The sequence below is a fragment of the Mesorhizobium sp. M0048 genome, from assembly GCF_040323405.1.
Lineage (GTDB): Bacteria > Pseudomonadota > Alphaproteobacteria > Rhizobiales > Rhizobiaceae > Mesorhizobium.
Genome location: NZ_JAMYUV010000008.1, coordinates 1 through 21,151, shown reverse-complemented (window position 1 = coordinate 21,151; position 21,151 = coordinate 1). Strand labels below are relative to the sequence as shown.

Below are 21,151 nucleotides of genomic sequence, written 5' to 3'. Positions count from 1 at the left end.
TCGGTTAGAGCTTCGCCTTTTCAAGCAAGCGGCCAAGCATCAGCAGGCCCGCCGGCCACAGGCCGAGGCCGGCCTCGTTTCCCATATGGCCGAGATCGCCGGCATCGGCGATATCCGCGCCCCAGGCTGCAGCAAAAGCGGTCGCCTTGTCGAAAGTGACGCGCGGGTCGCTACGGCTCGCCACCACCAATGCCGGGAAGGGCAGGCGCTTCAGCGGCATCGGCGCGAACGGGCGCACCGCGTCGAATGAGGGATCGGTATCCTCGACATTGGTCGCGGCAACCAGGAATGCCGCCGCGACCTTGTCGAGTTGGCTTTGACTGGCGCCGGCAGCCCACTTCACCGCCGTCGCCACCGCCAGCGAATGCGCAAGTAGCACGACGCGGCGCGGTGCGGCGGCCACCGCGGCATCCACCTGGCCGATCCAGTCGCCAGGCTTAGGCCGGTCCCACTCGGCCTGCAGCACGCGGCTCGAATTGGGGAACACCCGGCACCAATGCGACATCCAATGATCCGGCCCGGAGTTGCCGCGCCCGGGCAGGGCAAGGAAATCGAAATCTCCGGCCGACGAAATCATCAGGCCTCTCCAAACACTCGGCTAAAGATCGTATCGACGTGCTTGGTATGATAGCCCAAGTCGAATTTCTCGCGGATCTCGGCCTCGGGCAAGGCTGCGACAACGTCCTTGTCGGCCAAAAGTTCCTCAAGAAAATCAGCGCCTTGCTCCCACACCTTCATCGCGTTGCGCTGCACCAGCCGGTAGGCGTCCTCGCGCGAAACGCCAGCTTGCGTCAGCGCCAGCAGCACGCGCTGCGAATGCACAAGGCCACGGAATTTGTTCATGTTCTTCAGCATGTTGTCGGGGTAAACGAGCAGTTTGTCGACAACGCTGGTCAGCCGTGAGAGTGCGAAATCGAGCGTCACCGTCGCGTCGGGCCCGATCATGCGCTCGACGGAGGAATGCGAGATGTCGCGCTCGTGCCACAGCGCCACATTCTCCATTGCCGGCAATGCGAACGAGCGCACCATGCGGGCAAGGCCGGTTAGGTTCTCGGTCAGCACCGGGTTGCGCTTGTGCGGCATCGCCGACGAACCCTTCTGGCCGGGTGAAAAGTACTCTTCTGCTTCGAGTACCTCTGTGCGCTGCAGATGGCGCACCTCGATCGCCAGCCGCTCGATCGACGAGGCGATCACGCCGAGCGTGGCGAAGAACATCGCGTGGCGGTCGCGCGGGATCACCTGCGTCGACACCGGCTCCGGCTTCAGTCCGAGTTTCTTGGCCACGTATTCTTCGACATATGGGTCGATATTGGCAAAGGTGCCGACCGCACCGGAGATGGCGCAGGTGGCGATGTCCTTGCGTGCGTGCACCAGCCTCTCGCGGCAACGCGAGAATTCGGCGTAGGCCTGCGCCAGCTTGACGCCGAAGGTGGTCGGCTCGGCATGGATGCCATGGCTGCGGCCGATTGTGATCGTGTCCTTGTGCTCGAAGGCGCGGCGCTTGAGCGCCGCAAGCAACCCGTCAATGTCGGCCAGCAGGATGTCGCTGGCACGGGTGAGCTGCACGGCAAAACAGGTATCGAGAACGTCGGAGGATGTCATGCCCTGGTGGATGAAGCGGGCATCCGGCCCGACGAATTCGGCAAGATGGGTGAGAAAGGCGATGACGTCATGCTTGGTGACGCGCTCGATCTCGTCGATGGCTTCGACATCGAATTTCGCCGCCCCGCCTTTCTCCCAGATGGTCTTGGCGGCCTCCTTCGGGATGACGCCGAGCTCGGCCAATGCGTCGCAGGCGTAGGCCTCGATCTCGAACCAGATGCGGAACCGGGTTTCGGGCGACCAGATGGCCACCATTTCCGGCCGGGAGTAGCGAGGGATCATCAGTCGGTCCTGACTTGCGAGAGCATTTGCCCGCGTCCTAACAGAGGCAGGCAAAATGCTCAACGTTGCTGGCGCGCAAACCAGACACTGGCGACAGCGAGCGCAATGAAACCGAGCGGAAAATACAGCCGGATGCCAAGGACGACGGACTGGTAGAGTGCCGTCAACATCGTGAACACGAACTGGAAAACCCAGGTGATGGTGAACGCGGGCGCATGCCATTGGACATAGTAGGAGCGGTATTGCAGCCCAAAGAGGCCGCCGGTGACGACAATCGTCGCTGCGAGAAGGCAGACGAAGGCGGCGGCGAGGGCGATCTCCCAGTGGCGTCCGAGCGAGACGAGCCGCGCCAGGAACAGCCCAATCGGGAAAGCGAGCGCACCGCCGGCTGCATAAAGCAGCGAGACGAAGCGGATCTTTGCCGGGGTCTCCCAATCGTACTGCAGCAGATTGAGCAGCGCGCTGCCGCCCATCGCCATGGCCCACAGCAAGGCACCGGCAAATGCCGTGCGCAGCGACGGCAGAGCGCGGCGGAGACGATGCAGGGCGCGATAGCGCATGGCGGGGAACGTCACAGGCGACCGGTTACCGCGATCCAGCGATAGTCCGGCCCTTCGAACCCGTATTGGCGCACTGCGATCAGCACGGCATAGGCGCTGAGGCTATCCAGTGAAAATGTCTGAACCGCGCCGATCTGGTAGCCATTCGGACAGCCTCTGCTTTGCGGGATCGATTTGTCCTCGTGAATAATGCTCGTCTGACCGCCGTCCCTCGCCTCGATGCGCAGCAGGCGAAAGCCATTGATCTCGCCCTGGCTCTGGCAGCGCTCGGTGTCATTCATGCCGATCTGGTCGAGCCGGAACTCGAGCGGCTCGTCGACCGGCGAAAAGATCGGGCGCGGATTGACCACCATGCGGAAGGGATCGGCAGAAAGCTCGGTCACCGGGTTGAAGCCGGCGGTGATGCCGCGATTTGCCTTCAGTTCCGCTTGACTGACGATCGCTTCGCCCTTTTGCCGGGCCTGCAGCCGCGCCGCGTCCACCGCGGCATTCTCGTCATCGAGCCGGACACGGATCGGCGAGCCCTTCAGGAAACTGTCGTCGGCCGTGTCGATATAATAGCGGTTTGCATAGGGGAATCCCGATCCGTCCTGGACGCCGTATTCCTCGAAGGCAAAGACCCCGCCATCGCGGCTGAAGCCGAGGATCTCAAGCTCGGCGACATCGCCTGCGTGGGCGGCGGCCAAAGTTGCAAGCTGGGCAAGCAGGCAGACGGCAAACAGAGCAAGATTTCGCATGGGGAATTCCATTCAGGCGGTGGACGCCGTTAGATTCCTATCACGATGCCGTCAAAAGATCGTGCTGACTGAAACACAAAGTCGATGCATCCAATCCGGCTGTCGTTTGTTATTGTCGGCAGCTTCACCGCATCGTGCCTTCCGAAAATCAGAATCGATTTCGGAAGGTACGGCGCATTGATTCAAAATGTTTTAGAGCGTCCTTTGCGCGTTCAAAAGCGCGCGGCGCTATAAGGGAGACCCCCATGACAGATGCAGCCAAGATTCGCGAACGTATGGAAGTGATCGGCGCCGACGGGGTCCATGTCGGTACTGTCGACAAGGTTGACGGAGATCGCATCAAGCTGACCAAGCGCGACAGCGGTGAGGGCGCTCACAGGGGTCATCACCACTTCATTCCTCTCAGCCTTGTCGCCGAGGTCGAGGGCCAGAAGGTGCGGCTGTCGGCAAACTCAGACGTTGCGGTCACGTTCGAGGAAGAAAAATCCGACCCCACCTGATCATAAGTCCAGTCTGATTACGGCAAATCCGAATAAGCACTGCGCGGTCAGCGCGACGACCAGACCGGGAACAGATCGCCCTCGGCCGGCGTCGCGGCAAAGACGCCGCGGCTGATGGCGCGCGCCATCGTGGCGCCGGCGGCGGCGTAGAGATCGATTGCATCGTTGGGCCTGAGCTCGATGCCGCTCTTGCCCGTTGCCAGCGCGAAGACCAGATCGCCGTCTGCGGGCGTGTGCGTCGGCCAAATGGCACGGACAAAGCCGTCATGCGCTGATATCGCCAGGCGTTTGGCGGCGGCCTTCGTGAGTACCGCATCGGTGGCGATCAAGGCGATGGTCGTGTTGGCGCCGGTTTCCGCCTGCTCTGCGGCATGCTTGTCACGGAACTTCAGCAGGATCTTTCTGGCATCGTCAGGCATCGGGTGGGGATAGCCTAAGCCGCCGAACTCGTCGCCGATCTCGAACGGTGCCGCCCAGAAATGGCGGGTCCCGGCGACCGTCACCGAGCCGGTCGGGTTGACGGCGGCGAGCGCGCCGATGGTGACGCCGCTGTCCAGCACTGTCGAGGCCGAACCGAGCCCGCCCTTCAGGCCGGAGCTCAAAGCCCCGCTACCTGCGCCGGCCGTGCCGAGGGCAAAGTCGATCGCGGCGGCTTGCGCGGCTTCGTAGCCAAGGTCACGGTAAGGCGGATACCGGCCCCAATCCTTGTCGCCGCCATTGCGCAGGTCGAACAGGATCGCCGCCGGCACGATCGGCACCCGAAAGCCGCCGACCTCGACGCCGATGCCTCTTTCGCGCAAGGCCGCCTGCGCCCCCGACGCGGCGTCAAGGCCAAAAGCCGAGCCGCCCGAAAGCACCACGGCATGGATGGCGTGGATCGAATTGTGCGGCTCGAGCAGGTCGGTTTCGCGGGTGCCTGGCGCACCGCCCAGGATTTGCACGCCGGCCACGGCCGGCTCGTCGCAGATGACGGTGGTCACGCCGGATTTCAGCTTCGCATTCGCCGCATTGCCGACACGCAGGCCGGCGACGTCGGTGATGAGATTGCGTGGACCCGTACGGAACATCCCCGTGCTGGACATCATTGGCTCTCCGCCGGCACGAAACGGCCGCCGTCGAAACGGTAGGCTCGATAAGGATTTTGCGTCAGGTCACCCTTTTCGTCAAAGCGGATCGGTCCGATCGCCGTGGTGAAGTCATGCGCGGTCAGCACGTTGGCCAGTCTCTCGCCTGAGCTTTGCGTCAATGCCGAAGCCGACTTGGCGATCTCGACCGCGGCATAGGCGGGCAGGGTGTAACCTTCCGGCACGATGTTTTGCCCGGCAAAGCTCTGCAGCACCTTGGGGTCGGCGACATCGGCCCATTCGGGCGGCGCGATCATCAGCGTGCCGATGGCATAAGGCACATCGCCGAGCGGCGCGCGCAACGCTTCGCCGCCGGCAAACACCATGCCGGTATTTAGCTGGCCAGCATCCCGGCCCATAATGGCGACATCATCGCCGTCGCCGCCGGCAAAGACATGCGTTGCGCCGGCTTTCTTAAGTCGGCCGATCAGGCCGATCTGGTTGTCGAGCTGCGGCCGGAACGTGTCGACGAACACCGGCTTCAGAGCCGCTTGCTCGGCGGCTGCCCGAAACGTCTCGGCCATTTCGCGGCCATAGATCGTGCCGTCGTCGACGATGGCGAACAGCTCGGCCTGCCATAGGCGGGTGAGGATGGCAGCGACGGCATTGCGCTCGTCGTCGCCGCGCGGCCCGAGACGATAGATCGGCCATCCCGTCTTGGCGCGCCGGTCGGTCAGGCTTTCCGTGCGAACGCCGACTGTGATCACCGGTATGCCGGCATCCTTGAGGATCGGCAGAGCCGCCTCGATTGCGTCGGTGCACAAAAACCCGATGACGACGTTGACCTTGGCCGCGGTTAACTCCCGCGCGGCGGCGGCGCCACCATCGGCCGTGCAGGCGTCATCGATCGTCGTGATTTCGGCGTCGTTCGCTTCAGCCGCCGTTGTCGCGCCAGCCTCGATCTGTTTGCCGAGGATCGCCGACGGCCCCGACAGCGGTGCCGCGACGCCGACCCGCAGCCTCTCGGCGCTCGCACCACCGGCGACCGAGAGCCAGGCCAGCACCGCTATTGTGGTTGTCCAAGGTCGCATGCGAGCGAAGAATTCCTCCGCGCCGATCGCGTGTTCTGCCGGCGCCAATGCCGTCAAGACCTAAAGGCTGGCCAGCTTTGGCGCAACACGGGAATCCAGGATATACGTCAAGCACTTCGCTTGTGGGCTGCAATATCCCCCCATATATAACGGTTGGTTCTGACTAGTGGAAAATCATCGGTGCTGAAGAAGAATGACATCGGGCCGCAGGCCTACCGCGACGCGATGGCCCATTTTGCCGGTCATGTGCATGTAGTCACCACCGATGGCCCCGCCGGCAGGCGCGGCGCGACGGTGATCGCGGCCTGCTCGGTGTCGGACACGCCGCCAACGATCCTGGTCTGCCTCAATCGCGAAAATCCCAAGAATGAGCCGTTCGTGGAAAACGGCAAATTTGCCCTGAACACGCTGGCTTCGGATCAGGAGCCGCTGTCGATCGGCTTTTCCGGCATGACCGGCCTGCCGGTCGAGGAGCGTTTCGCGTTGGCCGAATGGGACGTGATCTCGACTGGTGCGCCGACGCTGAAGGGCGCGCTCGCCGTCTTCGACTGCGAACTGATCGACTCCAAGGATCTGGCCACGCACCGTGTGCTTTTTGGCAAGGTTACAGGTTTGCGCATCGGCGATAACTTGCGGCCGCTGATCTATCACAACCGCGGCTACCACGCTCTGTAGAGGCTTTCAGATGGCTGCGCCCGCGGAGACAGAATGACCGAGTGGAAAACCGCGTCCGGCGCCGCGGATGATCGACGAGACGCTCGATCTGTTGCCCCGTGCGGATTATGTGGCGGAACCGGTCGCTGGCAACCGTGCTGTTTATGGGTTCGGTCGACCCGCGCGGGTGGATCGAGGCTGGCGTGAAGCGCGTCGCATAACCACATGTCTCTCAGGGAGAAATCATGGAACGCAGTATCTATCTCGATGAGGCTCGCGACCCGCTGATCATCGCGGAGGGCTGGATGAAGGACGGCAAGGATGTCGCCATTGCCACCGTGGTCGAGACCTGGGGCTCGGCGCCGCGGCCGGTCGGCAGCCACCTGGTCATCGACGCCGAAGGCAATTTCCACGGCTCCGTCTCGGGCGGCTGCGTCGAAGGCGCCGTAGTCACCGAGGCGCTCGAGGTTATCGATAGCGGCAAGGCCAAAATGCTCGAATTCGGCGTCGCAGACGAGACCGCCTGGCAAGTCGGCCTGTCATGCGGCGGCCGCATCAAGGTCTATGTAGAAAGATTGGGTTGATCTCGAATGGATCCCTATGCGCTGAAGACACTCAACGCCGAACGCCGCGCCCGCCGCGCGGCAATCCTGGTCACCGATCTCGGCGACGGCCGCGACCGTGTCGTGCGCGAGGGAGACCGGGTAGCCGGTGAACTCGGGGCGGCCGTCGCCAAGGCATTTCGCACGGGCAATTCCGGTTCGGTCGAAGCTGAGGGGCGCACGTTCTTCCTCAACGCACATCTGCCGCAGCCGCGCCTGGTGGTGATCGGCGCCGTCCACATCAGCCAGGCGCTGGCACCGATGGCCAGGATCGCCGGCTATCCTGTCGAGATCATCGATCCGCGCACGGCCTTTGCCACGCCCGATCGTTTTCCCGATATCGCGCTGCATGCCGAATGGCCACAGGATGTGCTGACGCGTCAGCCGCTCGATAACTATACGGCGCTGGCTGCTCTCACCCACGATCCGAAGATCGACGATTTCGCGTTGAAGGCGGCGCTCGACGCCGGCTGCTTTTATGTCGGCGCGCTCGGCAGCCGCAAGACCCACGCCAAACGTGTGGAACGCCTGCTGGCTTCGGGGGCGACAGCCGACCAGATCGCCCGCATTCATGCCCCGATCGGCCTCGACATTGGAGCTGCCAGCCCGGCCGAGATTGCCGTCGCGGTGTTGGCGCAAGCGATCCATGCCTTTCGCTCCCGCGGCCTCGAATCCAAAGGCGCGGTCGCGTGAAATTTGGTCCCGTTGCGATCGATGCGGCCGAAGGGGCAGTGCTTGCGCACGCCACTACAGCCGGAGAGCGCCGCTACCGCAAGGCGCACCGGTTAAGCGCCGGGGATGTGTCCCTGTTGAAGGCCGCTGGCATTTCCGAGGTCGTCGCGGCGGTGTTGGCGCCCGATGATCTCAGCGAGGACGTCGCCGCTGAAAAGATCGCCGCATGTATGATCCATCGCAACATCGAGGCGAAGCCTGCCGCGACAGGTAGGGTCAACCTCCACGCGCAGGCTGCCGGCATGTTCACCGTCGACGCGGCGATGATCGACGCCATCAACGCCGTCGATCCGACGATCACCATCGCCACGCTCGCGCAGCATGCGCCGGTCGAAAAAGGTCAGATGGTAGCAACGGTGAAGATCATTCCGTTTGCGGTCGCCTCCGCTTTGGTCGATGCGGTGGCAAGGATCTGCGCGGGCGGCGAGATCTTTGCGGTCAACGCCTATCAGCCGGTGCGCGTCGGCGTCATCCAGACGGTGCTGCCCGGCATCAAACCCAGCGTGCTCGACAAGACGCTGCGCGTCACCGAAGCACGCCTGGCGCGTTCGGGCGGCAGGCTGACGGCGGAGCGTCGAACGCCGCATGAAATTATCCCCGTCGCCGAGGCTGCGGCCTCGCTGATCCGCGACAACGATATGGTGGTGATCTTCGGCGCTTCGGCGATGGCCGATTTCGGCGACGTCGTTCCTGCTGCGATCGAAAGGGCCGGCGGCACTGTCATCCGCGCCGGTATGCCGGTCGATCCCGGCAATCTGCTGGTGCTCGGCACACTCGGCGGCAAGCGCATCATCGGTGCGCCGGGCTGCGCCCGCAGTCCCAAGGAGAACGGCTTCGACTGGGTGCTCGACCGGCTGATCGCCGGTCTCGACGTGACCGCCAGGGATATTGCCGGCATGGGTGTCGGCGGGCTGTTGATGGAAATTCCGACGCGGCCGCAACCGCGCGAGCCGTTGCCGGCCAAAGCCGAACCAAAGGTCGAGATCGTGCTTCTGGCCGCCGGCCGCTCCAGCCGCATGGGCGGGCCGAACAAGCTCTTGGCACTGTTCGATGGCAAGCCTCTGGTCCGCCGCACCGCCGAACGCGCAGTCGGTTCGAAAGCCGCGGCCACCATCGTCGTCACCGGCCACCAGAGCGAGCGCGTGCGCAGTGCACTGTCTGGCCTCGATGTGACCTTCGCCGACAATCCGGATTTCGCCGAGGGTCTGTCTTCGTCGCTAAAGGCCGGCATCGCCAAGATTTCCGGCGACGCCGCCGGCGCCATGATTGTCCTCGGCGATATGCCCGGCGTCGCCTCGGCCGACCTCGACAGGCTGATCGAGGCGTTCCGCAGGTCCGAAGGCCGATCGGTGGTGCGGGCCTCGCACGCTGGGCGGCGCGGCAATCCGGTGCTGCTGCCGCGTTCGCTGTTTGCCGCGATCGCTCACCTCCAAGGCGATACCGGCGCCCGCCATCTGGTCGAGGCCGAAGGGCTCGACGTCATCGATGTCGAGATCGGCGAAGGGGCAGCGATCGATGTCGACACGCGCGAGGCGCTGGAAGGCGCCGGCGGCGTGCTGCAGGATTGACAAACCGAAGCCGAAAAACGCATGGCTGAGGGATGGCCTTTCGTTCCTGCTTCCGGTTCCGCTTGCCCCCCTCTGGCCTCCCGGCCCTGCCGATGGCGATTCTTTTGCAGCTCTTTTGTGTCGCCTACGCCAACGCTCTCGAACTCAAACCCTTCAAGGACGATCTGTTCGCCTATCCGGTCACACTCTCGTCCGAGAGCAACGGCGCCTATACGGTGGTCGATTATCGTGAGCTGCGCGACATCAACGCTCGTGACGAAGTGCCTGAGCGTCGTGTGCACGCGCAATACACCGAAACCGGCGTGCGCAAGGTGCAGCAGGATCTCTTGCTGAAGACCGACGCCGGCGATGTCCGCCACATTGCCGTCGGCAAGACCGGGGGCGCCAGCATCATCGTGCTTTATCTGCACGGGCAGGGCGGCAGCCGTAAGCAGGGCACCGACGACTTTACCTTCGGCGGTAATTTCAATCGCATCAAGAACCTGATGGCGGGCAACGGCGGTCTCTATCTATCGCCGGACTTTTCCGATTTCGGCGACACAGGTGCCGCCCAGATCGCCGCGCTGATCGACCACTATGCCGAACAATCGCCGAGCGCAAAAATCTTCGTCGCCTGCGGCTCGATGGGCGGCTCATTATGCTGGAAGCTGGCCGCCCGCAATGATACCGGCCGGCGCATCGACGGGCTGCTGCTGCTCGGCTCGCTATGGGACGAGAGTTTCTTCTCAAGCCCCGCCTTCAAGCGTCGTGTGCCGGTCTTCTTCGGCCAAGGCAGCAAGGACCCGGTGTTTCCAATCGAGAAACAGGAAGCCTTCTTCCGCTCCATCCTGGCCAAATCGAAGAGCTATCCCACGCGCTTCGTCCGCTTCGAGACCGGCACGCACGGCACGCCCATCCGCATGACCGACTGGCGCGGCACGCTCAACTGGATGTTGTCGAAGGCCCCTTAAGGCGCGGTATTGTAGTCGACGACCGTCTGCGGATTTTCCTCGCCGTCATAAGACGCGTCGACGTCGTACTGGACCAGGGAAAAATCGCCGTTGCGAAACAGATAGGTCCCCGACGAAGAGGCATCGCCGATGCCACGCCATTTGTTGAAGGTGGTGATCGTCTTGGTCTCTTCGTCGTAATCGGAATTGGTTGCCCAGCCGGAGGTCTGGAAGCCAACTATGGTCATGCCCAGCAATTTGCCGTCGCTGTCATTGTTCTCGTAGCGGATGTCCATTTCAGGTTCGGCGAACTGCAATTGTCTTACGCCAAGCACGTCGTCGCTCATGTAATAGATCGAGTTTTCGTTGTAGGCCGCGGCCGAGCAGGCGAAATGGAAAAGCCGCGTTTCGCTTTCGGGATCGCTGGCAGCCGCATCCTTGTCCTTGTAGTGGATCGAGAAAATGTCCGGCTTCTGCGCCAAAAGATCCTTGTCGCACTGGTCGCCATAAGTCGCGGCAAACGCCTTGTTGGCCTGCTCAAGCGCTGCGTCCTTCTTCGGCGGCGGCGGTCCTTCGCCGCAGCTTGCCGGCACGGCATCCTCAAAATCGGCCTTTGAGGGTTTCAGCGCACCCTTGTCGATGAAGATCGAGCGAAATGGCGGTTCCTGGATCGAGGCGTTGATCTGGCGCAGCGTATAGCAGCCGGCAAAGACATTCTCGCTGCCGTCCTTGGCCGTCGCCCGGATGGCGACCGGAACGCTGTAGTAGATGCTGCCGGCAGCCCCGTCTTCGGATACGCCACCGGTTTTCACTTCGACCGTGTCCGTGCCGTCATAGCCTTTGACGAAGGAATTGAAATCCTTGGCCGGCTTGGTGTCGCCGAAATAGTCCCAGGCGCGCGCGAATTCGTGCCGGCTGATGGCACTATAAAGCGACCGGATCACCGCCTCGGCATTCGACCTGTCGTCGATATAAGGCGCGTCTGCGGCGAGCGCCGATTGGCCGGCAACGGCAAGAGAGATAAAGGCGGTCGCTGCAAAAAGGGCGCGTCTCATCGGGAACCTCCACTCGATAAAAAATCCTATCATATCGATCGCGGCGACGTGGTGGCGCTTGAACAATCGCCTGCGAAAGCGCTACCTCTCGCCATAGGCAGTAGGGCCCCGTGGAGATTTCTTGTGACCATATCAATGTATGAAGCATCCGTGCCGGTATTTTCGGCGAGGCTGAAGTCACTAGCCAATGTGCTGAACATTGCCGAGCAAAATGCGGCTGATCGCAAGATTGATCCGCAGGTGTATCTGACGGCGAGGCTGGCGCCGGACATGTTTGCGCTGACCAGGCAGGTACAGATTGCCACCGATCACGCCAAGGGCGCGCCGTCGCGGCTTGCCGGGCGTGAGGTGCCAAAATACGAGGATAATGAGACGAGCTTCGTTGATCTGCAGGCCCGCCTTACCAAGACGCTCGACTATCTCGCGACATTTTCGGCGGCCGAATTCGATGGTTCAGATGACAGGATGGTCGAACTGCGGCTTGCCGGGCGCGAGGTTTCGATGCCGGGAATGCAGTATCTGCTGCATGCCGCCATGCCCAATTTCTACTTCCACCTGACCACCGCCTACGACATCCTGCGCCACAACGGCGTGCCATTGGGCAAGTCGATCTTCCTCGGATTGCGTTGAGATTAGCTCGTGAGATATCCCGCTGCGGCGGGATTCTCACGGCGCGCTGTTTAGCGTACGGACATTTCCCGAGCGATGCGCGGGAAATCGGCCGGCTTGACGCCGATATCGGCGCGATCGGCATTGCTCATCGAATGGAGCAGCGCCAGTGCCGCACGATAACGCAGTTGTTCCCGCGGACGCGGACGGGCGAACATTTCAGTGAAGAATCCCATGATTCAAGCCCCTTATTGAACCTCCACGGCCGTCAATATAGGCAGATCATGACAATTGTGCAGTGCAGCATTCGCATGGCAGCCATGCTGCCCTGATCTTTTTTGACATAATTCGGCTGTTCCGGCGAAACTTCGGCGGTGCTTCGAGCGTAGGCCTCAGTCCCGGCACTTGGCCGGTTTTTTGTTAGACGCAGCGAAAAACTCCGTTCGCCGGCATCCTGGAAAGTCGCCTGGCCTGCCGTCGGTGGGCTTGGAAGCGGGCGGCGCTTTCCTGTATGCTATTGCTTCCTCCTCGCGCAGCCGCGCAAAATTCCCGCCGGAGAAACTCCATGCACAAACGCCGTCTCGGCCAGACCGATCTTTTCGTGTCGCAAATCTGCCTCGGATCGATGACTTGGGGCCAGCAGAACACCGAGGCGGACGGTCACGCCCAGATGGATCTGGCGTTTGCTCGCGGTGTCAATTTCATCGACACCGCCGAACTCTATCCGATCCCACCCAAGGCGGAGACACAAGGCCGTACCGAGACAATCATCGGCAATTGGATGAAGGAGAAGCGCAATCGGGACCAAGTGATCGTCGCCTCGAAGGTAGTTGGTCGCACCGCCAACACTTGGTTTCGCGGCGACCGCTCGTCTAAGCTGGTGCGCGCCGATATCTTCGACGCTATTGATAAGTCACTCGCCAGGCTCAACACCGATTACATCGACCTATATCAGATCCATTGGCCGGAACGCGACGTGCCGTGGGGCGCCAATCCGAACCGCATCGGCACCTTGCCGCGACGCTCCGATGCCGCCGGTGTGCCGGAAGGCGAGACGCCGATCGCCGAGACGCTTGCCGTATTTGATGAACTGGTGAAGGCCGGCAAGATCCGCCATTTCGGCCTGTCGAACGAGAATTCCTGGGGCGTCATGCGTTTCATTGCCGAAGCCGACAAGGGCCTCGGCCCGCGCGTCGCCTCGCTGCAGAACGCCTATAATTTCGTCAATCGCACCTTCGAGGTGAACCTTGCCGAAGTCTGCGAGCGCGAGCAGGTGTCGCTGCTTGCCTATTCACCGCTGGCGCAAGGCTATTTGACCGGCAAATACGATCATGGCGCGCGGCCGCAGGGCTCGCGCTCGCAGTTGTTCAACCGCGGCCAGCGCTACGAGACGCCGAATGCTGCCGAGGTGCAGCTCGAATACAACCGGTTGGCGCGCACCTTCGGCATGGAGCCGGCGCTGTTTGCCAATGCCTATGTCTCGAACCGGCCCTTGGTCACCTCGAACATCATCGGCGCCACCACCATTTCGCAACTCGAAATGGCGCTCTCTTCCGCCGACGTGGTCTGGACCGAGGACATGCAGAAAGCCGTTGATGCGATCCACCAGCGCGTCGGCAATCCGTGCCCTTGATGCGTCGGGCGTGGTTGTCCGATCGTCATAAGGAGAGGGGAACAGCCATGGGCTTCCGGATCGACGCGGTGCGCGCGAAATTTCCGGCTTTGTCGCTGACCGACAAGGGCCGCCGGCGCATTTATCTCGACAATCCTGCCGGCACGCAGGTGCCGCAGTCGGTGGCGGACGCGGTGTCACGCTGCCTGCTGACCACCAATGCCAACCTCGGCGGCTTCTTCGAGACCACCATTGCGGCACAGGACATTGTCGACGAGGCCCATCTGGCGATGGCCGATTTCCTGGGTGCGGCAAGTCCGCCGGAAATTATCGTCGGTGCCAACATGACGACATTGACCTACCACATGTCGCGAACGCTCGGCCGCACGATGAATCCCGGGGACGAGATCATCCTCACCCGCATGGACCATGAGGGCAACGTCTCACCCTGGCTGCAACTGGCTGAAGACCTTGGCCTTGTCGTGCGCTGGCTGCCTTTCGACCAGCAGAGCTGGCAGATCGAGGAGGCGGCGCTCGCCGCGTTGCTTTCCGAGAGGACGCGGCTCGTCGCGCTCAACTACGCCAGCAATCTCACCGGGTCGATCAACCGGGTGAAGGCGTTGACCGGCATCGCTAGGCGGGCTGGTGCGTTGGTCTACGTCGATGCCGTCCAGTTCGCGCCGCATGGTCTGATCGACGTCCAAAACCTCGGCTGCGATTTCCTGATCTGCTCGGCGTACAAGTTCTTCGGCCCGCATATGGGAATTTTGTGGGGCAGGCTGGGCGTTATCGATGCGCTTAAGCCGTATAAATGCCGTTGCTCGTCCAATGCCTTGCCGGAGCGCTTCGAGCTCGGCACGCTGCAAATTGAATTGATGGCCGGCCTGTCGGCGGCTATCGATTATTTTGCCGAGTTGGGAGCGGCAGCTGGCGCGCAAGGGTCGCGTCGGCGGAAAATCGCCAAGGCCTTCGAAGTCTCAATCGCTTACGAGAACCCGCTGACGCAACAGTTGATCGACGGTCTGTCGGATATTGCCGGCCTGACCATCCACGGCATCACCGATCCGAAGCGGATCGATGAGCGTGTGCCGACGGTGTCGTTCACTGTCGAAGGCATAGTGCCGGAGACGGTCGTGCGGCAGATGAATGCGGAAAACATCTTCCTGTGGTCCGGCCACAACTACGCCTGGGAGATCGTCCACCAGCTCGGCATTCCGGCCGAGCAGGGCGTGGTGCGCATCGGCATCGCTCATTACAACACTGCAGCCGAGATCGACGAGACGCTGGAGAGCGTGCACCGCGTTGTCGCCATGCTGAGGCAGGAGCGATCCTGAGCGGGCCACGCCGACGGATCATCGCTTGTGGGCGCCGCCAAAACCGGTGAGGAAGGCGGTGAGATTGTCGCCGAGCTCATCGCAGAGATAACCGCCTTCCTGGACGATGACCGTTGGCAGGCCGAGCCGGGCGATCGCCTCGCCAATGCGCGAAAAACCAGGCGTGCTCACCGACAGCCCGCCGAACGGATCACCTTCGAAGGCGTCTAGGCCCAGCGCGACCACAAGCGCATCGGGCGAGAAGGCGTCGATGCGCTGGAACGCTGCCGCCAGTGCTTCGAGGAAAGCCGCATCGCCGGATTTGCGCGGCAGCGGCAGGTTGAGATTGTAGCCGAGGCCGGCGCCTTCGCCGCGCTCGTCCGCATAGCCCCAGAAAAACGGATAGAACCGCGCCGGGTCGGCATGCAGCGACACGGTGAGCACGTCCGGCCGGGCATAGAAGATGCCTTGCGTCCCGTTGCCGTGATGCAGGTCGACATCGAGGATCGCCACCCGCGCTGCCTGCTTGCGTAGAGCCTGTGCGGCGACCGCCGAATTGTTGATGAAGCAGAAGCCGCCGGCGACGTCGGCAAAGGCGTGATGGCCGGGCGGCCGGCACAGCGCGTAGGCGGCCGGCGCTCCCAACATCACCGCCTCGGCGGTTTCAACCGCGCTCCAGGCGCTCCAAAGCGCGCTCTGCCACGTCTCGCCGGAGATCGGGCAGGCTGTGTCGGCCATGTGGTAGCCGGCTTGGCCGACCGCCGAGGCCGGATAGGAGCCGTTCCGCGCGATCGGGTGGATGTTGGGGATGACCTCGGCCGAGGCGCCCTCGATGCGCTGCCAGCGCGCGAAGATATGGTGAAGGAAATCGAGATATTCCGGCGTATGTACCGCGGCAATAGGGCCGAGTCCGTGATCCCGCGGCCGTTCGATCGTGCAGCCGGCAGCCTTTGCGCCGGCCAACAATCGCTCGACCCGTTCCGGCTTTTCCGGATTGGGCTGCGGCGCGCCGCTGGAGAGGAACGCCTTCGGGTCGTGGCGCTTCTGTTCTTCGGCATAGAAGGCTTTCATGTTGGCTCCTCCGGTGCATCGGCGAAGGCGAAAAAGGCGTCGCCGACGATCTTCTGCACCTGCTCGTAGCTGGACCAGGCAATGCCCAACCGTTCGTAAAAAGCCTTGGCGGTCTCGTTGTCGGTATCGACAGACAGCTTGAGATAGACGCCGCCGTCCTTCCGGCATTGCGCCGCGACCCGGCGCAGCAGGTGCTCGCCGATCCTGCGGCCGCGAAAACGGTCCTCGACATAGAGGTCCTGCACATAGACGCCGGGCCGTCCCATCCATGTCGAGAAGATTGGAAAATGCAGGCAAAGCCCGGCAAACTCGCCGCCGACCTCGGCGATCAGGGTCGAGAAGGCAGGCTTCTCGCCAAAGCCATAGGTGCGGAGATCCCGAGCTGTCGAGGTGATCTCCTGATGTGCGCCGACATGCGCGCCGAGCCGTAGGAGCGCGGCGTGGATGGTTTCGACGTCCTCCACCCAGCCGGGGCGGATGACGATGTCTCTTGACGGTGGGTTGGTCACGGCCGCATCTCAGAACGCCACGCGATCGCCGCCCTTGAGCGCCAGCATCTGCCGCGCCTCGGCCGGCGTCGCGACCTCCAGCGACAAGCCGTCGAGCACGCTGCGGATGCGGCGCACCTGGTCGGCATTGGACTTGGCGAGTTGGCGCCCGTCGTAGAGGCTGTCCTCCAGCCCGACGCGGACATTGCCGCCCATCGCCGCCGCAATCGAGATCATCGGCATCTGGTGGCGTCCGGCGGCCAGCACCGAAAATTGGTAGCTGTCGCCGAACAGTTTGTCGGCGATGCGCTTCATGTGGATCAGGTTTTCTGGATCGGCGCCGATGCCGCCAAGGATGCCCAAAACAAACTGGATGAACAAAGGTCCAGACACCAGCCCACGATCGCGAAAATGCGCCAGCGAATAGAGATGGCCGACATCGTAGCACTCGAATTCGAAGCGCGTGCCGCAACCGCGCCCGAGCTTCTCGAGCACCGTCTCCATGTCGGCAAAGGTGTTTTTGAAGATCGTGTCGCGGGTGGCCTCGAGCAGTTTCGGCTCCCATTCGTGCTGCCATTCCCGCGGCCGCTCGAGCATCGGGAACAGCGCAAAGTTCATCGAACCCATATTGAGCGAACTCATTTCCGGCTCGGCCCTGAGCGGCGCGGCCAGCCGCTGGTCGAGCGTCATCAGCGACGATCCGCCGGTGGTGATGTTGATCACCGCATCGGTCGCCTGCTTGATGCGCGGCAGGAACTGCATGAACACCTCGGGGTCGGCGGTCGGCCGCCCATCCTTAGGGTCGCGGGCATGAAGATGCAGGATCGAAGCGCCGGCCTCGGCGGCGGCGATTGCGTCTGCGGCGATCTGGTCCGGCGTCACTGGCAGATGCGGCGACATCGACGGGGTGTGCACCGACCCGGTGACGGCGCAGGTGATGATGACTTTGCGCGGTGCCATGGTTCGTTCCTCAGCCTTCGACCGGCAGGTCGAGCTCGCCGGCCAGCACCTCGAGCGCGTCACCGATGATGGATATGATCTCGCCGATCTGCGCGGCGGTGACGATCATCGGCGGCGCAACCATGAAATTGTCGCCGTCGACACCGCCCTTGACCTTGCGTCCGTAGATGATCAGGCCGCGCTCATAGGCGAGGTCGAGCAGGCGCTGAGTGGCCTTTTTCGCCGGCTCGATCGGCCTCAGCGTGTCCGGATCGGCGACCATTTCGGCACCGGTGAGCAGGCCCTTGCCGCGGACGTCGGCGATGAACGGAAACCGCTTCGCCAATCCCTTCAGCTCGTCCATCAATAGCTCGCCCATGACAGCCGCGTTGGCGATCAGGCCGAGACGGTCCATCTCACCTAGCACGGCGAGCCCGGCGGCGCAGGCGAGCGGATTGCCGGCATAGGTATGGCCGTGCTGGAAGCCGCCCGACGCGAGCAATGGCTGCACCAGCCGCATCGGTGCCGCCAGCGCACCGAGCGGGGCATAACCCGAGCCCAGCCCCTTCGACAGCGCGATGATGTCTGGCTTGCAGTTCCAGTGGTCGCCGCCAAGGAATTTTCCGGTGCGGCCGGCACCGCTCATCACTTCGTCATGGATGAGCAGGATGCCGTAGCGATCGCAGATCTCGCGGATGCGCGGATAATAGCTGTCGGGCGCCACCAATGCTGCCGTGGCAGCGCCGCCGACCGGCTCCATGATGAAGGCGAGCACGCTCTGCGATCCCTCGGCGAGGATCTTTTCCTCCAGCATGTCGGCGTAGCGGATACCGCGCTGTTCCATCGAAAGATTGTCGCGGTCACGCCAGGCGGTGGGCGCCGGAACCGTCGGCATGAGCTGCATCATCGGCGCAAAAGTTTCGGCCAGCGCATCGTCGCCGGTGACGGCGAGCGCGCCGAGCGTGCCGCCATGATAGGACGGAAAGCGCGTGATCACCTTCCAGCGGCTGGGCTGGCCGATGGCGACCGCCCATTGCCGCGCCAGCTTGACGCAGGATTCCGTTGCCTCCGAGCCACCGGAGACGAAAAAGATGCGGTCCAGGCCCTCGGGGAGTTTGGCCGCCAGTTGCCGCGCGAGCTCCTCTGCCGGTTCGTTCTCGAAATGCAGGCGGTAGGCGAAGGTGGCGCGGTCCATCTGCCGTTTCATCGCGTCGAGCACGTTGCGATTGGAGTGGCCGATATTGGCGACCATCGGGCCGCTCGATCCGTCGATGAAGCGGCGGCCATCCTGCGTCCACATGTAGATGCCTTCGGCGCGGTCGATCAGCGGCCGGCGCAGGCTGGACAGATAAAACAGATGCGAAGCTTCGCGGGCTTCCGGGGCAGGGGACTTCAGCATGTCATGACTTTCCGAGATAGCGGTCGAGGACATTTCTGGTAACACGCTCGACCATCGCATCCTGCCTTAGCAGGCCGGCAACCCATTCGCAGCTTCCGGCGTGAAACACCTCGCCTTTGCCGCGCCGGAAATTGACGATCATGCCGTTGCCGCGCTTAACCTTATCGAGATTGGCGTCGCTCGCCTCGCCGAACAGCGTTTCGGCGGTGAAGCGGCCGTCCTCGTCGCCGAGGAACTGGTCCTCGAACGGGATGTCGGCGCTTTCCTCGACCTGGGCAGCCATGCCGACCGCGAGCACCTGCAGGCCGTCCGGTGCGCCGCTGTCGGGCGTCGGGTAGGGCAGGCCGCCGCGGATCTCGAAATCGAGCCCATCGACCTCATAGCCATAGACATGGCTGTCGGCGCCGAGCAGGTCGCCATAGTAGATGCCGGTACCGGCAAAGGCCCAATGCTCCGGCCGGTAGACCGGAAAGCCGCGCACACCGCGCGGCGCGCAGCCGCCCCAGCCGGCATAGACGCCTCTTGTCGAGTTGAGGCCGAAGGTCGCCGCACCCGGCCGGCCGATTTCCGGCGCTTCCCAGGAATTGGTGGCGCGCCTTATATCGCCGCCGCGATAGGCCGGGTCCTCGGCGCGGGCGCGGTATTTGTAGCAGACCTGCCGGCGGCCTTCGTCCTCCAGCCTGGTCTGCCACATGAAGTTGCCGGCAAAGCGCGCCGCATGACCGCCGCGCTCGACATAGGTGTCGACCGCATCGCGCATTTCCCAGGTCCAATATTCGTCGTGGCCGACGAAGACGACGCAGTCATAGCCGTCGAGAATGTCGGGCGAAAAATGCAGATCGTGCTGGCTAGCGAGATCGACGGCGTAGCCGGAACGCTCAGCGAAGCGGAAGAAATGGCTGTCGTAGCTTGCCCAGCCGGCTGAGGCGTATTTCTTCGAATGGCCGGTGGCAAAGGCCCATTCCATGTGCGGATAGCGCGGCACGGTTTTCGGCGGCACCGCGACTTCGAGCGGCACGCGCGGCGCATCCTTGGGCAGCACGACGAACCCGCGGCACCAAGGCCGCTGCGTCGACACCATTCGTGCATACTGGTCGCGGGCCGGCCCGGTAATGCCTTCGTAATGGTTGGAACCGCCCCATGTGTTGTAGGCGAGCCAGGTGCCGGTGGCCGCGACCTGCAGCACGCGGCCGGGTTTCTTGCCGGGCTGCGGCGAGACGATGAAAAGGTGATGACAGCGGATCGGCTTGCCGTCGCGACCGTCCGCTTCAAGCGTGACGCGATAGGCGCCGGATGGCCAGTCGTCGCCGATGCGAAACTCGAACGACGCCTGCCAGCCGCAGCCTTCGACCGAACATTGATCCGGCGTATCTTGCCAGCGCGCCGCAATCCCGGTCCTTTCGAACATTGTCGTTTCCGCGCCGCCGTCGCGGATGATCGCGATGCCGAAACCGGCGGCCGTCGAACTGACATGCAGCGCCACCATCTCGCCGGGGCGATAGGAAAAACGGTCGCTGTAGCACCAGATTTCGCCGCGCCCGCCATCCATACCGGGCCATTCCCAGTAATGGCTGCGCACCGCCTGGCGTCGCTGCTGCGGCGTCAGTCCGAAATCGGGAAACTCGGTCGGCAGATGGTTCATGGACACCGCTAAGGTCGAAGGCCGCCATTTCGGCCATCCGCCGGCCAAGCGTCAATTGGAAACGATCGGGCCAGCCATTGCCGGGCTGCTCCCTTGGCCTTGCCGGCCAAACAGACTATCTCACAAAGGGCGGCGTTGTCCGCCACGGGAGCCGATATGCTGAGAGTGCAAAAGGTCAGGGTCAACGATATCTACGTGCCGACCGCGCGCAAGAAGACGCTGCATCCCGAAACCGTCCGCCATCTGGCCGAGGACATTCTGGAAAACGGAATGAAGATGCCGATCCAGGTGCGCCATGACGGCAAGCGTCATATCCTGGTCGAAGGGTTGCATCGGCTGGAAGCGGCCAAGTGGCTCGGCGAGACCGAGATCGACGCCTATCTGGTGCAAGCCAAGCGCCACTGAAGCCATTCAGTTCCGTCGCTCGAATCTCCGGTCCCGCGGATTTTTTCGCGGACCGTGTCGGCTTGCGTCTTGTTGGTTCGTCCTAGCACTACTTTGGCAGTTTTTTAGTTCTGGGAGCGTTTTGAGGATTCCCAAGAGCGGTTTTGCGTGATTCATGAGAGGTCGGCTGTTGGAGGGGCCGGCCATGAACAGGAATTGGCAACTCGATCTGGAGCGGTGGCTTGAGCCGTTCGTCTCGGCGTTGAGGCACAAGACGCGTGCGCGGATGTGTCCGGCCTATATTGCTGGCCTGATTGG

Annotated in this window: 23 protein-coding genes; 10 read left to right on the top strand and 13 right to left on the bottom strand. The window is 63.0% G+C overall.

All coding sequences use genetic code 11. From position 1 onward, the window contains the following. Positions 1–4: 4 nt before the first annotated feature. From NKJ84_RS10640 to NKJ84_RS10625, 4 genes are read right to left on the bottom strand one after another with little or no spacing between them, the layout of a single operon-like run. A complete protein-coding gene (locus tag NKJ84_RS10640) occupies positions 5–577 on the bottom strand; it encodes an RBBP9/YdeN family alpha/beta hydrolase (RefSeq protein WP_352506420.1) in 573 nt (190 codons plus the stop codon). After that, positions 577–1,884: an adenylosuccinate lyase gene (purB, locus tag NKJ84_RS10635; protein ID WP_352506419.1), complete on the bottom strand. Its 1,308-nt coding sequence runs from the start codon at positions 1,882–1,884 to the stop codon at positions 577–579. The genes NKJ84_RS10640 and purB overlap by 1 nt, the downstream gene beginning before the upstream one ends. 59 nt (positions 1,885–1,943) lie before the next feature. Further along, positions 1,944–2,444: a hypothetical protein gene (locus tag NKJ84_RS10630; RefSeq protein WP_352506418.1), complete on the bottom strand. Its 501-nt coding sequence runs from the start codon at positions 2,442–2,444 to the stop codon at positions 1,944–1,946. An 11-nt stretch (positions 2,445–2,455) separates the two neighbouring features. Then, positions 2,456–3,181, bottom strand: a complete 726-nt coding sequence (locus NKJ84_RS10625; protein WP_352506417.1) for a DUF2259 domain-containing protein — start codon at positions 3,179–3,181, stop codon at positions 2,456–2,458. 245 nt (positions 3,182–3,426) lie between these two features. On the opposite strand from NKJ84_RS10625, the gene NKJ84_RS10620 reads away from it, so the two are divergent. After that, positions 3,427–3,681 carry a DUF2171 domain-containing protein gene (locus NKJ84_RS10620; protein ID WP_254817658.1) on the top strand — a complete coding sequence of 85 codons (255 nt, stop codon included), beginning with the start codon at positions 3,427–3,429 and terminating at the stop codon, positions 3,679–3,681. Between the two features lie 47 nt (positions 3,682–3,728). Here NKJ84_RS10620 and NKJ84_RS10615 read toward each other — a convergent pair whose 3' ends face one another. Next, on the bottom strand, positions 3,729–4,748 hold the full coding sequence (locus NKJ84_RS10615; RefSeq protein ID WP_352506565.1) for a P1 family peptidase: 1,020 nt from the start codon (positions 4,746–4,748) through the stop codon (positions 3,729–3,731). Positions 4,749–4,762: 14 nt separating this feature from the next. After that, positions 4,763–5,836: a branched-chain amino acid ABC transporter substrate-binding protein gene (locus NKJ84_RS10610; protein ID WP_352506416.1), complete on the bottom strand. Its 1,074-nt coding sequence runs from the start codon at positions 5,834–5,836 to the stop codon at positions 4,763–4,765. 180 nt (positions 5,837–6,016) lie between these two features. Here NKJ84_RS10610 and NKJ84_RS10605 point away from each other — a divergent pair, with 180 nt between their 5' ends. The 5 genes from NKJ84_RS10605 to NKJ84_RS10585 all read left to right on the top strand — a co-directional run bounded on the left by NKJ84_RS10605 (position 6,017) and on the right by NKJ84_RS10585 (position 10,342). Beyond that, positions 6,017–6,511, top strand: a complete 495-nt coding sequence (locus tag NKJ84_RS10605; RefSeq protein WP_352506415.1) for a flavin reductase — start codon at positions 6,017–6,019, stop codon at positions 6,509–6,511. A gap of 224 nt (positions 6,512–6,735) precedes the next feature. Further along, on the top strand, positions 6,736–7,074 hold the full coding sequence (locus NKJ84_RS10600) for an XdhC family protein (protein WP_352506414.1): 339 nt from the start codon (positions 6,736–6,738) through the stop codon (positions 7,072–7,074). Between the two features lie 6 nt (positions 7,075–7,080). Continuing rightward, positions 7,081–7,785 (top strand): XdhC family protein, encoded by a 705-nt coding sequence (locus NKJ84_RS10595; RefSeq protein ID WP_352506413.1) that lies wholly within the window; start codon positions 7,081–7,083, stop codon positions 7,783–7,785. Next, on the top strand, positions 7,782–9,392 hold the full coding sequence (locus tag NKJ84_RS10590; RefSeq protein WP_352506412.1) for an NTP transferase domain-containing protein: 1,611 nt from the start codon (positions 7,782–7,784) through the stop codon (positions 9,390–9,392). The genes NKJ84_RS10595 and NKJ84_RS10590 overlap by 4 nt, the downstream gene beginning before the upstream one ends. Before the next feature lie 92 nt (positions 9,393–9,484). Next, a complete protein-coding gene (locus tag NKJ84_RS10585) occupies positions 9,485–10,342 on the top strand; it encodes an alpha/beta hydrolase family protein (protein ID WP_352506411.1) in 858 nt (285 codons plus the stop codon). Here NKJ84_RS10585 and NKJ84_RS10580 read toward each other — a convergent pair. Then, entirely contained in the window at positions 10,339–11,376 is a 1,038-nt protein-coding gene (locus tag NKJ84_RS10580; RefSeq protein WP_352506410.1) for a DUF1176 domain-containing protein, read from the bottom strand. The genes NKJ84_RS10585 and NKJ84_RS10580 overlap by 4 nt on opposite strands. 123 nt (positions 11,377–11,499) lie before the next feature. Here NKJ84_RS10580 and NKJ84_RS10575 point away from each other — a divergent pair, with 123 nt between their 5' ends. After that, a complete protein-coding gene (locus NKJ84_RS10575; RefSeq protein WP_254817666.1) occupies positions 11,500–12,006 on the top strand; it encodes a DUF1993 domain-containing protein in 507 nt (168 codons plus the stop codon). A gap of 50 nt (positions 12,007–12,056) precedes the next feature. Here the strand turns inward: NKJ84_RS10575 and NKJ84_RS10570 are convergent, their stop codons facing one another. Next, positions 12,057–12,221, bottom strand: a complete 165-nt coding sequence (locus tag NKJ84_RS10570) for a hypothetical protein (protein WP_352506409.1) — start codon at positions 12,219–12,221, stop codon at positions 12,057–12,059. 329 nt (positions 12,222–12,550) lie between these two features. On the opposite strand from NKJ84_RS10570, the gene NKJ84_RS10565 reads away from it, so the two are divergent. Next, positions 12,551–13,618 (top strand): aldo/keto reductase, encoded by a 1,068-nt coding sequence (locus tag NKJ84_RS10565; RefSeq protein ID WP_352506408.1) that lies wholly within the window; start codon positions 12,551–12,553, stop codon positions 13,616–13,618. Between the two features lie 47 nt (positions 13,619–13,665). Further along, complete coding sequence (locus tag NKJ84_RS10560) at positions 13,666–14,931, top strand: cysteine desulfurase-like protein (protein WP_352506407.1); 1,266 nt, start codon at positions 13,666–13,668, stop codon at positions 14,929–14,931. Between the two features lie 18 nt (positions 14,932–14,949). Here NKJ84_RS10560 and NKJ84_RS10555 read toward each other — a convergent pair whose 3' ends face one another. Genes NKJ84_RS10555 through NKJ84_RS10535 form a run of 5 tightly spaced genes read right to left on the bottom strand, consistent with a single transcriptional unit; the run spans position 14,950 to position 20,449 of the window. Further along, positions 14,950–15,981 (bottom strand): histone deacetylase family protein, encoded by a 1,032-nt coding sequence (locus tag NKJ84_RS10555; RefSeq protein WP_352506406.1) that lies wholly within the window; start codon positions 15,979–15,981, stop codon positions 14,950–14,952. After that, positions 15,978–16,490, bottom strand: coding sequence for a GNAT family N-acetyltransferase (locus NKJ84_RS10550; RefSeq protein ID WP_352506405.1), 513 nt, complete (start codon positions 16,488–16,490; stop codon positions 15,978–15,980). Before NKJ84_RS10550 ends, NKJ84_RS10555 begins: the two co-directional genes overlap by 4 nt. Before the next feature lie 9 nt (positions 16,491–16,499). Then, the gene (kce, locus tag NKJ84_RS10545) at positions 16,500–17,429 is read right to left on the bottom strand and encodes a 3,5-dioxohexanoate:acetyl-CoA acetone transferase (RefSeq protein WP_352506404.1); all 930 of its coding nucleotides are present in this window, start codon (positions 17,427–17,429) and stop codon (positions 16,500–16,502) included. Positions 17,430–17,439: 10 nt separating this feature from the next. Then, on the bottom strand, positions 17,440–18,807 hold the full coding sequence (locus tag NKJ84_RS10540) for an aminotransferase family protein (RefSeq protein WP_352506403.1): 1,368 nt from the start codon (positions 18,805–18,807) through the stop codon (positions 17,440–17,442). A 1-nt stretch (position 18,808) separates the two neighbouring features. Further along, the gene (locus tag NKJ84_RS10535; protein WP_352506402.1) at positions 18,809–20,449 is read right to left on the bottom strand and encodes a N,N-dimethylformamidase beta subunit family domain-containing protein; all 1,641 of its coding nucleotides are present in this window, start codon (positions 20,447–20,449) and stop codon (positions 18,809–18,811) included. A 156-nt stretch (positions 20,450–20,605) separates the two neighbouring features. Here NKJ84_RS10535 and NKJ84_RS10530 point away from each other — a divergent pair, with 156 nt between their 5' ends. Then, complete coding sequence (locus tag NKJ84_RS10530; RefSeq protein ID WP_023674751.1) at positions 20,606–20,854, top strand: ParB N-terminal domain-containing protein; 249 nt, start codon at positions 20,606–20,608, stop codon at positions 20,852–20,854. The last annotated feature ends 297 nt before the right edge of the window (positions 20,855–21,151 follow it).